We start from the raw sequence: 13,705 nt of genomic DNA, 5'->3' as shown, positions 1-13,705 counted from the left end.
TGTCAATTTGCATCTATCGAGGTTTTTATGCGTTTATCCCGTCTTACTCAAGCTGTCGCGGTCGTTACCGCAGCCTTGATTCTTACTGCTTGTGGCAGTGATTCCGACACAGCCACTGCTATCATAGATGGGACACCGCCACTACTAACCACTGATAGCAACTTTACTGATGGCTATAGCGCGGTTGCCGCGGTATTTGTCTCAGGACAAGTACAAGATAGCAGCGGCGTTAAATCATTGACCTATATGCATAATAACGAATCAGCCCAGGCGCTAACGCTAGATACTGATGGTTATTTTGATGATCGTATTTTATTAACGCTAGGTAGCAATACCATTGTCTTAGAAGCCACAGACAATGCTGGTAATATCATGCGCTCAACCAAAACCATCTACGTAGGCGATACCATAGCGGCAGGTGGTTCGCATACCGCTGCCCTGCGTGATGGTCAGCTATATGGTTGGGGTCGCAACAACTATGGTCAGACAGGACTCGGTCTGACCACAAAAATCAGCGATATTATGGGACACCCAGACACGCCGATGCTAATGAACAGCGCACCAAAAGATTTGTTATCTATTGGTTTTAATCAAAATCATTCACTCGCTATTGCTCAAAATGGTCAAGTTTATAGTTGGGGCGAAGACAAATACGGGCAGCTGGGTCGCGGTGATGGGGGTCGTAATGACTGTAGCAAGACTGCAGACTGTCGTTTGGATATCAGCGCGATCGAAGGTATCGAAAATGCCGTCATGGTCGCACCCGGCTATAGCCATAACTTGGTATTGACCGAAGAGGGTACGGTTTGGGCCTTTGGTGCCAATGGGTACGGTCAGCTTGGTAATAATACCAGCACGGATAGCAGCACCCCTGTCAAAGTTGACTTTACAGCAGCCACAGAGGCAGGACATATCGTGCAGGTAGTTGTCAGTGGGAATAGCTCTTATGCCTTAGATGACAAAGGTCAGGTTTGGGGTTGGGGTAGCGATGCTTACGCCAACCTTGGCAAAGGCAAAGTCTGTAACACTACAACCAACTGTATCAACGTCAATGCAACCCCTGTACGTATTCATGTCATTAATGAAACGATTAATAACGCCATTAATGCTAAGACAGATGACGCCACTCAAAAAACTGACGACCAACCCGCTATAGATGTAGAAAAAGTGACCCAATTGACGGCTGGCAAAGACCATATCTTAGCATTGACCAATAAAGACGCAGTGTATGGTTGGGGGTTAAATGCCACTAGTCAATTGGGCTACAATGGTGAGACATTTAATGGCAGCGAAAAGGCATGGGCAGATATCATTACCTCACCGACCAAACTGCCTTGGTTTACAGATAAAGAAGTTCGCCGCGTCTATGCCAATGGCAATGCCAGCTATGCGTTACTGGACAATGTCGCCACTAATAATGGCTCATCAACAACGGATGGTATTCTCTATGCATGGGGCATGTTTGGGGAGACAAATGGCGCAGGCAAGACCATTTACAACGACCTAGATGAACCAACCAATAAGCTGCCGAATCTAAAGAATATCGATAATATGGCCATGGGTGCCATGCATCTGATTGCTCATGAAAAATCGTTTGACCAAGATAATAATACGCTGAAAGCTGGTCATTTATTTACGTGGGGCTGGAGCTTTGAAGGCTCACTCGGCAACAAAGACACCACTCATATTTGGATGTATAACAACCCTATCCCAGTTGCTTTACCTAGTCAGCTATAAGTGTTTTAAGTATGACTAAGCGAACAGTGCATAGTTGGTTGAATTTCCTATCATAAAATTCTCAAACAAGCAGCCTCGTTTTGATGCTTGTTTGAGTCAATATGCCTAACTATTGAGCGGTAGCTTATCGCATAATCCTCAGGATATCCTCAATTAAATCGACAGCCCTCTAAATAGGCTGACGATGAAGATACACCCTAACCCCTTATATTTTAGCCATTTCAGGTCAGCCCATGTTTTTACGATCAAACTCGTCAACCATATCAAATTCTTCGTTGTATACATTACCTCCCATCATACGTAACACACTACTCAGTGTAAGTATGGCGCTGCTGCTCACTGCTTGTGGTGGCTCAGATGATTCAAATAATTCCAGTAATGATGGCAATACTAATGCACCCAACCCACCCACTACTCCTGACACTCCAGAAATCGATACCAACTGGCAGCCAGCAGGCGGCAGTGCTACGATTGCCGCCAATGGATCACAGCCTTTTTTGCAAATCATGCCCAATCTACCGAGCAGCGCTTTAGGCGGGGTATCACCTGGACGTGAGTTATTTATCACAGAGTGGACACCAGCAAATGAGGGTCGCGTACTGTTCGATGGTGTGGGGCCACTGTTAAATGCCAATGCCTGTACCCAATGTCATAGCGCTGAAGGTCGCAAACCTATTTATGCAGTCAATGGTCAGCTGAGTGATGCGATTTTATTCCGGTTGGGTAATAAGCAAGGCCTGCCACATGCTTATTACGGTGAACAGATGCAGCATCAAAGTATTGCCACAAGTATCAATCCCGAAGGGAACATGCGCTACGCAGCGATGCCCAGTCAAAATGATAAACCTGCTGGCATACAGTTTAGCTTTACTCCAACTGACCCTAATCAACCCTTAGGAAATACAGCGATTAGCGGACGTATCTCACCGCAATTGGTCGGCATGGGCTTGCTCGACCTGATTCCTGAAGCGAATATCATTGCGGCAGCTGACCCTGATGATAACAATCAAGACGGTATCAGTGGCCGCGTACATTGGGTACAAGATGGCAAACAGCAGCGCATTGGCCGCTTTGGATGGAAGGCCATTAACTCAAGCCTGCGTACCCAAAATGCCAATGCCATGTCGCAAGATATGGGTTTGACCACCTCGGTATTTATGGATCCTAACTGTACGGTAAATCAGCCTATTTGTTGGACAGCAGCGAATGGCGGCTCTCCAGAAGTCTCAGACAGCAGTCTAGACGCCGTGACCGATTTTATGACCGCCCTTGCCGTACCTGAAAGGCGAATAGACGATTTATCAGATTTTAATAAAGGAGCGCAACTGTTTGCACAAGTCGGCTGTGCTGGCTGTCACACACCCAAGCAAAAAACAGGCAGTAGTGAGCGCTTCCCGCTCCTATCACAGCAAAACATTTATCCTTATACTGATTTATTACTGCATGATATGGGTGCTGGACTAGATGACAGCGTGAAGGAGAAAAATGCAGAAAGCTTTGAGTGGCGTACACCGCCATTGTGGGGAATTGGCATTGTGGCACGTGATCCAGAAGCGCGGTTTTTGCATGATGGTCGTGCCAGCAGCTTGACTGAAGCGATACTCTGGCATGGTGGTGAAGCAGAAGGTACAAAGACACGCTTTACACAGTTATCCGCCACGCAAAAACAAACATTAATGACCTTCTTAAAAGGCATTTAACGCTCAAACAAAAATGTGAGAGTTAAGAAGGCAAAAAAGGGCTACCAGTGGTAACCCTTTTTTATGCTGCTATTTAATAGTTATTCACGGCGATGCTTGGTATGACTATCAGGCGCTTGAGCATTATCAGGTAACAGCGCTTTAATCGTTAAGTTTGCATGCTGTTTATCAAGATTGTCCTCTGGACGGCCAAACGTTTTTGCTGTCCAAGTTAATACTACGATAGAACCGCTCAATAGCATAATGGCCACAGAAATTGTCGCCAGCAGCCATAAATGGAAATAGTCTGAGACCGCCTGTACATCGACCACCAAATGTCGTGACAAAGCAGTAATCGCGATAAATATCAAAAACTGTACCGGCAGACGATGGGTTTTAAAATAAATACCTATCATCGCCAGCAGCTCAAGGTAAATAAACAACATCAATATGTCTTTTAAATCCGCTGAGCCTTTTTGAACAATACCAACGAACTCTTTGCCAGCGGTCCAAACGACAACCACACTGATTAGAAATAAAATAACGTAATGACAGACATCGACAAACTCTCTACCGATACCTTGTAGTCGCGCATGAACACCTACGTTTTTTTTAGCCATGTTTAGGTCCTATCAACTGAGATGTGGTTGATTTAGCCTGAGTATATATTACCTCAGGCCCCTTATTTATCGGCAATCAGTATTCGTATGACCCTCTTTTTAGCCGATATTCAAACCGGCAGATTTTTCAGCAGCATCAACGGTTTGGCGAATGAGGGTATTAATGGTCATTGGACCCACGCCGCCCGGTACAGGCGTATAAGCACTGGCGATGTTTTCAACACCTTGCAACTCAATGTCACCGACGCCGCCATTATCCGTTGGATGAAAGCCTGCATCGATAACCACAGCGCCCACTTTGATCCAATTAGCTTTGATCAGTTCAGGCACGCCCACTGCCCCAACCACGATATCCGCACGCTTAATATGGGACTCTAAATCCTGCGTTCTTGAATGGCAAATCGTCACAGTACAGTTGGCATTTAATAGCATCATTGCCATTGGTTTACCTAAAATTGCACTGCGGCCTACGACCACGGCTTCTTTGCCAGCAAGCTCAATATTATTGTGCTCTAGTAAATGCATGATGCCTTGCGGAGTACATGAACCATAAGCGCTCTGCTGCATCGCCATACGACCAAAGCCAAGACAGGTCACACCATCGACGTCTTTTGCCAAGTCAATCTGCTCAAAGCAAGCACGCTCATCGATATGTGCAGGCACTGGATGTTGTAGCAAGATACCATGGACGTCTGGATTACTATTGAGCTCATCTATTTTCGCTATCAGCTCTTCAGTGGTTGTCGCACTTGGCATCTCAACGCGTATAGAATCCATGCCGACACGTTTACAAGCATTACCTTTCATACGTACATAAGTCGCAGAAGCGGGATCGTCGCCGACCAATATCGTCGCTAAGCTTGGGGTGCGTCCTGTTTTATTCTTGATAGCGTCTACACGCGTACTCAGTTGCTGTTCTATTTGTTTAGCAAGTGCTTTACCGTCCAAAACGGTAGCAGATCCTTGGGCAGTTGACATAGTAACTCCAATAGAGGGTGCGATAAAAAAAAGAAAGACAGCGCCCGCAACTATTTGCATGCCTGTCTTATGCTTGATCAATGTATGATTAAGACTGATATTGTACCTGTCTGGACTAAAAAATCCTAGCGTGAGATAAGACTTGGATACTTATAAATTTCTATCACTCGCCAATCCAGTAATATCATGTCATTGCCGATGCAACCTTGACAACCTTTACCGTTTTATAAGAAAGTCCAATCACAAATAAAAGTTCATAGCCGCAACTATTTATAAATACTCAATACGCCTTAATAAGCGATATTCTCACATTACTGAATCATTGAAACAAAAACGCGATCGATTGCATCTATCGTTTGCGCGATTTCGGCAGTGGTTAAGGTAGGATGAACTAAAAACATTAAGCTGGTCTCTCCCAACTGTTTTGCTATTGGCAGTCTGTTTTCTGGACGCAAGCCTGTATCATCGAATGCTTTTTCTAAATATACCTCTGAGGCAGACCCTGAATAGCAAGGCACGCCTGACGCATTTATTTCTTCAATGATGCGATCACGTGTCCAACCCTCAGCTAGGTTATTTGGTTGCACGTAAACATACAATTTATAATAGGCATGGGTAGAGTTTGGAAACTGATAATCTTGCTCTAATGTTGGCACCGATAGATAGCCTTTTTCTTCCCATTTAGCACATGCCTCTAATATCGCTTGAGCATTAGCACGGCGCTTCGCTATCCAGTCACTCATATGTGCCAATTGAATACGCCCAATCACGCCTTGAATCTCGGTCATGCGCCAGTTGGTGCCAAAGCTCTCATGTAGCCAATTATAGCCGGGCTGCTGCTCGGTCTCATAGACCGCCGCATAGCTTTTGCCATGATCTTTATACGCCCACATTTTTCGCCATAGCTGCTCGTCATCAGTGGTGACCATGCCGCCCTCGCCGCCTGTGGTCATGATCTTATCTTGGCAAAAACTCCACGCGCCAATATGACCGATACTGCCCACGCTTCGCCCTTTATATCGTGCACCATGCGCTTGTGCGCAGTCTTCAATGACATATAAATGATGCTGATCTGCCAGTGCCATGATGCCATCCATATCACAGGGCCAACCTGCTAAATGCACACAGACGATGCCTTTGGTTTTGTCCGTCAATACCGCCGCTATCGACTCTGGAGTGATATTTCCTGTGGCCTCATCAACATCCGCAAAAATGGGCGTCGCGCCTGCATTAACCACTGAGGAGATACTGGCAATAAAAGTGCGCGGCGTCACGATAACTTCATCACCCACACCTATACCAAGTGCCTGTAATGCCGCGTCCAATGCCAAAGTTCCGTTGCCCAATGCAATCGCGTATTTGCTACCCGCCCAATCAGCAAACTCCTCTTCAAACTGACGGCATTCTTGCCCTGTCCAATAATTGACCTTGTTGGATAACAATACTTGACTGACCGCATCCGCTTCTTGCTGAGTAAAACTAGGCCAAGGTGAAAAAGGAGTATTTAGCATGCGTTCCTCATCAAAGCGTGTTTTTATCGACGCTATTACCTGTGAATTTGCTCATGGTCGCTTCACCATCAGCACTAATGCCATCTTTGATAATGACTTTTTTTACTGTTTTAACCAAGATCATAATGTCTAACCATAATGACTGATGATCGACATACCATGTGTCGAGCGTAAATTTTTCATGCCAACCAATCGCATTGCGACCATTAACTTGTGCATACCCCGTAATACCCGGACGTACACGGTGGCGACGCGCTTGCTCATCATTATATAGGGGCAGATATTCCATCAATAATGGTCGCGGCCCCACCAAACTCATATCGCCTTTAATCACATTCCATAGTTCAGGCAGCTCATCGAGACTGCTATTACGCAAGGTCTTACCAAATGCCGTCAAACGCTCATCATCCTCTAAAGGATTACCCTCTGTATCGATAGAATTTTTCATTGAGCGAAACTTAATCATCTCAAACGGCTTGCCATTTAGACCAGGGCGAGTTTGTCTAAATATCACTGGTGAGCCTAAGTTTTTTTTGACTTTATAAGCCGTAATAGCATAAACAGGAGATAATATTACCAAGGCCGCCGTGGCCGCCGTGATGTCAAATAGTCGCTTTATCATTTTGCAGCCCGCCTTTTGTCGTTTACGCGGTCATCCCTACTGCGTAAATAAAAACTTAAATAACTTTGCCACAATTGCTTGCGTTCAAAATTTGCAATGGCCCAGTCTCTTGCATCAGGATATCTCTTTTCAAATTCCTTATCAGTAGCAGCAGCACTGATCGCTTCGGCGACAGACGACATATCCTTAAAATTAAATTTTCGACCGCTGATACCTTCTTTGACACTATCCTTTACACCAACGACATCATAGGCAAAGGTTGGAACAGCGCAACTGGCTGCTTCAATAGCGACACTGCCAAACCCTTCACGATAGCTCAAAAATAAATGTAAATCAGCACACTGAAAAACCTCGTGTACATTTGAATTGGCTGGTATATACACACCTCTATTATCTTTGACAACTTTCTCAACGACTACTTTTCCTACGTCGTCTTCACAGTCTCCTATGAACATAAAGTAGACGTTTTCTGCTCTTAGTTTTTCGGATATATACTCAATATCTTTGAAGCCTTTATCATCACAAACTCGTCCTACCACGCAAATTGCAAAGCTATTGTCAGGTACCTTGTACTTCTTTCTTAATGCCTCTTTTTCTAGCTGAGCCACAGGTTGCAGCAAATCAGTATCGATGCCGTTAAATGAGCCATTATCAATGACAGTTGCCTTACTTTTTTTGAGGATATTTTCTTCTAGGCATACGCTGAGCAAAGACTCAGAAACAAATAAAACCTCGTGAGATAAGCCAAAGCTTAATATATCCAGACCCTGAAACACCCTCTTTTTTAAACCTGAGAAATTCTCATAGGCTCTACCCACGCTAAAAGCAATTCGTCTCTTTTGCAATGTAACAGCACTTGCGATACTCCCTAATAACAAGGCTTTAGGCGTTAAATAAACCACCACATCAAAACGATTCGATAGCATATAACGGGTTAAAAGCGCGAGTGACTGAGCATCTTTAAGCAAAGAAGGCTTACGCTGAAAATGTAAATTAATCACCTTGCCTATTTTGCGCTCACGTAAAATATCTAACTGCTGTTTATCGCCACCGCAGATTAAGGTGATATCAACATCCGCATGGTCTCTAATGTATTCAAGCTGATCACGATATAGCACATTAAATGACACCGCATCTGTCATTAGAAAGCATATCTTCAATGTCATTTCAGCACCTCAGCATTTTTTATATATTATTTTATCAGTGACGTTTTATAAACAATGTCATTTAGCACAAATACTATTTACCACTGACTGATGATGATTTCTTAGCGTGTCAGATATTGTTAATTTATTTCTTTTATTGGCTATCTTTTGTAATAATCCTATCGAATCTAAAAAAGTGACTGTTGTCAGTTTTGCTGATAATTTCAAAGAACCTAAATAACTGTTTCCCTTATATTCACAGTACGTTTTAAAACTGTCTTTATATGATCTGGTTATTTTAGATAACGATAAATTCCCTTCTTCTCTATAATAATATAATAAATCAGGCAATACCGCTAAATTTAAATCTTGATTTGAGATAGCTCTACACCATAAATCATAATCTTCAGACCTTGGATAATTTTCATTATATTTATTTCGTTCGTACCAACTCTTTTTTGCCAAAACAGCAGCATGTACAATAGGATAAGCAGCGGCTATTTCTTTAAATTCTGTATAAATTTGATCGACATGACGGCAACCATAAACTTTATTAAAATTATCAATAGACACGACACCTGTAGATACCAAATCATAATCTGGATTTTTTTCTAAAAAACTTAATTGAATCGCTAGTCTATCTGGATGAATGAGATCATCGGCATCCATGCGCGCTATATAATCATAGTTCGCTTCTTTAATAAGCTGATTTAATCGAGCAGGCAGTTTTTTGTTTATGCCATCAGCAATGACCTTTATTCTATGGTCAGACTCTTCAAAACGCTTGGCGATGGCCAATGACGCATCAGTAGAGCCATCATCAATTAATATAAGCTCCCATAACTCATGCGTTTGAGCCAATATGGATTTGATAGCATCTTCCAAGTACGCTTCAGCATTATAAATGGGAATACCAATAGATATATATGTCTGATTTTTCATTAGAAAACCTCAAATATCGGATTGATAATATACGGACTCAAGTTACTAAATCTCGATGTCGTCAAGACAAAATACATGAGAAAAATAACGATACTCGCTATATATAAATAAATATTATTAATTCTTTTTAAAATCATAGGCAGTATCAAAACCAATATCCATGTAAAATACGCAAGCAGCCTTTGAGGACCTGAAGGACTGGTACCCAACATCGCTAACGGTATGATAAAAACCACGCCTGATGCATAAAACGTTATGAGTTTTTGAAAATCTTTGTCTTTAATTTTATACAGATAACTGACCAAGATGATTAAAATCATGATAGCCGTGTAAAAACCAAGCGTTAAAAACCCGCCTGCTTCATCGGATGCTTTCGCATAGCCCTCATATCTATCGTTAGTAGAAGAAATATAAGCGACCAATACCCCACTTACTAATAGCGATCCTAAGAATGTTGCCAAAATCTTATATAAGGGTTTTATTCTTAAATTGACGATGAAATAAAATGGAATCATAAATAACGCGGTTACATGGAACAATGAAGCAATTGCACAAATCAGCAGGTATGGAATAAATCGTTTTTCTAACAGATAAGGAATGGCCAAGGTAAAGATCGCCATTGCCAATCCTTGACGCAGTCCATTAAAAGAAAAAGTATAAACGCCCAGCGTAATAAATAAAAATACGGAAAACCAATAATTTACGCTGTATTTTTTAATCACTCTAAGATAGCAATAGACAATAATTAAACTGGTAATAACAAGCAGCCAAAAATAATGAGTGGTCATACGTAACAACGCATACTCTAATAACTGATAGCCGAACTCAATGTCTTCGTTGAACCTAAAGTACTCGGCATTCAATTGACTGTTGAAATTTCTCGTATAGTTTCCTGTATCCGTACCGACTCGGTAGCTACGAAGGCCTGCAAACAATGTCAATATAATTAGCGGCAGCCAAAAAGACGTACGATTGAGAGATTTTTTCTCCAGTACGATCCAAAAAATAACAAGGCTAAGAACCAGCAGGTATGGAAGCATTTAACCCTCTATAAAAGTAGATGTCGTCAATCTTATATAAATCGGATATGGTGGCAGGTTTACACCGTCTAGTATCTTTTGTACCGTCCAATACCTATATAACTATAGCCTTCCTAGCCACCTCGATTTTTTTCTCATTCCGTCCAAACTACCTTAAAACGACTATAAATGAGAAGCAACTACTCCGTCACATATTCAAGTACTTTTGCATTAGTATTTGCGCATTGGTAGCAGCACTAAATCCGTATAAATTCAGCGCTGCGGTTATGTCTTTTTCATTGGGCTTTGGCTGTTTAGGCGCTAATAAGCAATCAACCCAATCCTTGGCTGAGTGAATCGGTAAAAACTGTACTAATCCAAGTCCTAAATCTACTTCAGGTGATACTTGGTCAGAAACCAACGCCTTTAACCCAACTGTTTGGCTCTCGACCAAGACGACAGGGAAACCCTCGTGCAACGAAGGCATCATCATATAGTCGGCGCTGGCCATTAATTCTGTGATATCCGTACGCATCCCCAAAAACTTGACCGTATCTGGGAGTGACTTATCTGCTACTTGTTGCCTGAGCCTCATATCCAATGAACCTTGTCCAACAATATATAAGGTAAAGGCGATCTGACGTTGTTTTAACTGCTCAGCGATCTCTAAAGAAAACTGATGGTTTTTAACCTCATTTAGACGACCAACTTGGATAATTTTTAGCCCCTCATCGCCCAATTCTTGGTCGATATACTGTCTTGATTGGTTAGCGACTGTCACCATCTGCTGTATGTCAACAGCATTGGGCAGTAGCCACACGTCTTTTATGCTGCCAAATAGGTAATTTGCCGCTTGTTCACCGCAACTAATTTTATCCGTGGCCAATTTACGATTGGTAATGAACGCCCACTGTTCATATATTTTTTTAACAATATTGGTTTTACCATTACTGGTACTATGAGAATGTGAAATGCGATGCGGCACGCCAGCACCTTTGGCAGCCAGCAGATGAAAAGCATTGTTTAATAGCATATGAGCATGAATGATTTGATAGTCAGGATGTTGTTTAAGGAAGTTTCTAAGCTTCCACATACTCGCTAATGAATGATCCGCTAAAATCGGTATAATCCTACCGCCCAGCGCTATTATCTCAGCATCATAGTCACCGACCTCCTCGGTAAAAGTGATAAAATCAAACTGAATCTGGCTATGATCTATATGACGATATAGATTCATGAGCATGGTCTCTGCCCCAGCCCGATCCATTTTTCCCACGATGTGCAGCACTCTCTGAATAGTCATCTCTTTACCTATTAAGAAGCCATAAAACCAAACGTATTTTTCAAAACTATTCTGAATCTGTCATCCCTTGACCTTTAACCCTTGCTCTTTTGTCTAGCGCTTGACGAAGCACCTGTAACATCAGCAAGGCAACTTGCGTCGGCATACGTACGATATTACTAATCATCATATTTCTTACGGTCAAATCGCTCTTATAACCCTTTAGTCGTAACGTTTTATCTGCTTTTTTAGCTTGTGCTACTGCAGCTGCTAAATAGTCATTATCTATACGAGTAAGGATACTCCAATGACTTTGTTTAATTTTATTGGCGAGCGTTTTTTTAACCTCATCCGCTTGATAGTCCTCTACTAAACTGATGACTTCTGCATGGATAACGAAAAGGTCTAATAGCTTTTTATCTGTTGACCCTGTGATCGACGTGCCACGCTGTCTGTATAGATAAAAATCAATGGGCAGGTGATACTTAATATTAGTAGCTAAGCCAAGATGCCAATGAAAAGGCCAATCTTCGTAGTACAGACCCACTGGGAACTGTAACGAGGCCGACCGCACTGCGCTAGATTTAATAAATTTGAGCCATGCAAAATGCGGTAAGCTAAAATATGAACCGTCTATTTTGGTTGCCTCAAATGCTAAATTGCTAGCGGGATACGGCAGATCTGTCTCTGTGATGCCATCTTTGAATGGTGTAAAGCCATACGTCACGACCTCTGCGTGCGTGGTGAGCGCACAATCCACACACGCTGCCACCAAGCGAGTGTCTATAATGTCATCAGAATCAACGAACATTATGTATTTGCCTATCGCAGACTTGATACCAGTATTACGAGCCGCAGAAAGACCGCTGTTTTCATGATGCTGAATGACTTTGATGCGCTCATCTATGAGATGTGACGCAAGTGCTTGTTTTGAATCATCAGTGGAGCAATCTTCTACAACGATAATTTCAATATTCTGATAAGTCTGCTGCTTGATGGATGCCAAACAAGCATCGATATATGACGCAACGTTATACACTGGTACGATGATACTTACTAATGGCGTTTCGATAGTCGTCATATCGCTACTAACGCTTTTTTTAGGTCATCGTACTCAGCTATATCAACTGGAGACTCATCCATCGTACCGTGAGGCACAGACAAAAGGCTATCGATGAATGTTGCAATATCAGCAATCTCTTCCAATTCTAAAAACACCAGCCTTGGATGACCGCCTAACCAGTCCAACTGCGTCTGTCTTATCTTATGATTGGCGTTCGGGAGTACCAAGCACGGCGTACCCGATAGCAAACATAAAATCATGCCGTGCAGCCGGTCAGTCACGACCAATTTTGCAGCACGAAACTGACTAAGCTTGTCAGTCAGTAATTTTGTGCAATGTGCCTCATCGAGTTGCGAACCACCAGCATGTGTATCGGTCTTTTCAATCTGATAGCCAGTATCTGCTAAGGCTTTGTCTATCATGGCGTATTGCTCAGCTGATAATGCGGCTTCTTTGTCATCTCGTAAGCAGCGCAAAATACCTGAAGGCGCTAAGCAATCTGTCGTACCCAGCACTGTTGCATTCGCGCTCATCACAATATCTGGTACGAGACCAATATGCACATTACTGTACTCAGCAAAAAGCTCGATGAGTTTTGCCGCTGTTATCGACTCTCTGGCAAAAACATGTATATCTGGATGCTTGGCGTATACGTTCACAATACGCTGCAAGGCACGTTTAGATTGAATAGAATCATTCCAATCTAATGTCTGAGGAAAACAAACGATAAGGTTGGCTGAAAATGACTTGATGACTAATTGGCGCAGCTCCTCAATATCAGGATACGTGCCACCCATATTACCGCCGCCTATGATAGTGACGATATCCGTCTCTTTTATTTGCTGTTTAATTGAATTGAGTACAAATCTGGTTTGACTGATAGCAACACTAACAACATCATAATCCTTCAGCACACGTTGCAAATACTGCTTTTGCGCGTGAGAAATAGCAATATCGCCAATATTGCCATAGTCAGCGGCAAGAAAAATAAAGCACCGTTTGCCAGGTGGTAACGGTAAACCTCTCGCTCCCATATAGGCGGCTAAGTGTTTTTTTAATCTGAGCGGAATGAGCTTTTTTATAGCAGCAATATTCATTTTTAATGCT

12 protein-coding genes are annotated in these 13,705 nt (G+C 42.5%); 2 read left to right on the top strand and 10 right to left on the bottom strand.

Features of this window, described 5'->3' with window-relative positions:
* Nucleotides 1-27: 27 nt before the first annotated feature.
* Nucleotides 28-1,737 (top strand): chromosome condensation regulator RCC1, encoded by a 1,710-nt coding sequence (locus tag JMY05_RS01425; protein WP_201613984.1) that lies wholly within the window; start codon nt 28-30, stop codon nt 1,735-1,737.
* 323 nt (nt 1,738-2,060) lie between these two features.
* Entirely contained in the window at nt 2,061-3,437 is a 1,377-nt protein-coding gene (locus tag JMY05_RS01420; RefSeq protein ID WP_201613982.1) for a di-heme oxidoredictase family protein, read from the top strand.
* Nucleotides 3,438-3,517: 80 nt separating this feature from the next.
* On the opposite strand, the gene JMY05_RS01415 is transcribed toward JMY05_RS01420, so the two are convergent.
* From JMY05_RS01415 to JMY05_RS01370, 10 genes are all read right to left on the bottom strand, one after another.
* Complete coding sequence (locus tag JMY05_RS01415; RefSeq protein WP_045444838.1) at nt 3,518-4,036, bottom strand: phosphate-starvation-inducible protein PsiE; 519 nt, start codon at nt 4,034-4,036, stop codon at nt 3,518-3,520.
* Nucleotides 4,037-4,135: 99 nt separating this feature from the next.
* Nucleotides 4,136-5,014, bottom strand: a complete 879-nt coding sequence (gene folD, locus JMY05_RS01410; RefSeq protein WP_045444835.1) for a bifunctional methylenetetrahydrofolate dehydrogenase/methenyltetrahydrofolate cyclohydrolase FolD — start codon at nt 5,012-5,014, stop codon at nt 4,136-4,138.
* A gap of 311 nt (nt 5,015-5,325) precedes the next feature.
* Entirely contained in the window at nt 5,326-6,525 is a 1,200-nt protein-coding gene (locus tag JMY05_RS01405) for a DegT/DnrJ/EryC1/StrS family aminotransferase (protein ID WP_201613980.1), read from the bottom strand.
* 10 nt (nt 6,526-6,535) lie between these two features.
* Nucleotides 6,536-7,147, bottom strand: a complete 612-nt coding sequence (locus tag JMY05_RS01400) for a sugar transferase (protein WP_201613978.1) — start codon at nt 7,145-7,147, stop codon at nt 6,536-6,538.
* Nucleotides 7,144-8,313, bottom strand: a complete 1,170-nt coding sequence (locus tag JMY05_RS01395) for a glycosyltransferase (protein ID WP_045444832.1) — start codon at nt 8,311-8,313, stop codon at nt 7,144-7,146. Before JMY05_RS01395 ends, JMY05_RS01400 begins: the two co-directional genes overlap by 4 nt.
* Nucleotides 8,314-8,370: 57 nt before the next feature.
* Nucleotides 8,371-9,234 (bottom strand): glycosyltransferase family 2 protein, encoded by an 864-nt coding sequence (locus tag JMY05_RS01390; protein ID WP_045444829.1) that lies wholly within the window; start codon nt 9,232-9,234, stop codon nt 8,371-8,373.
* Nucleotides 9,234-10,274, bottom strand: a complete 1,041-nt coding sequence (locus JMY05_RS01385) for an EpsG family protein (protein ID WP_201613976.1) — start codon at nt 10,272-10,274, stop codon at nt 9,234-9,236. The genes JMY05_RS01390 and JMY05_RS01385 overlap by 1 nt, the downstream gene beginning before the upstream one ends.
* A 187-nt stretch (nt 10,275-10,461) precedes the next feature.
* On the bottom strand, nt 10,462-11,556 hold the full coding sequence (locus tag JMY05_RS01380) for a glycosyltransferase (RefSeq protein WP_227678068.1): 1,095 nt from the start codon (nt 11,554-11,556) through the stop codon (nt 10,462-10,464).
* A 46-nt stretch (nt 11,557-11,602) separates the two neighbouring features.
* The gene (locus JMY05_RS01375) at nt 11,603-12,616 is read right to left on the bottom strand and encodes a glycosyltransferase family 2 protein (protein WP_201613974.1); all 1,014 of its coding nucleotides are present in this window, start codon (nt 12,614-12,616) and stop codon (nt 11,603-11,605) included.
* On the bottom strand, nt 12,613-13,695 hold the full coding sequence (locus JMY05_RS01370) for a polysaccharide pyruvyl transferase family protein (RefSeq protein WP_201613972.1): 1,083 nt from the start codon (nt 13,693-13,695) through the stop codon (nt 12,613-12,615). Before JMY05_RS01370 ends, JMY05_RS01375 begins: the two co-directional genes overlap by 4 nt.
* Nucleotides 13,696-13,705: the final 10 nt, after the last annotated feature.

This window comes from Psychrobacter sp. JCM 18902, from assembly GCF_904846615.1.
GTDB lineage: Bacteria > Pseudomonadota > Gammaproteobacteria > Pseudomonadales > Moraxellaceae > Psychrobacter.
This window is presented reverse-complemented; position numbering and strand designations above follow the sequence as displayed.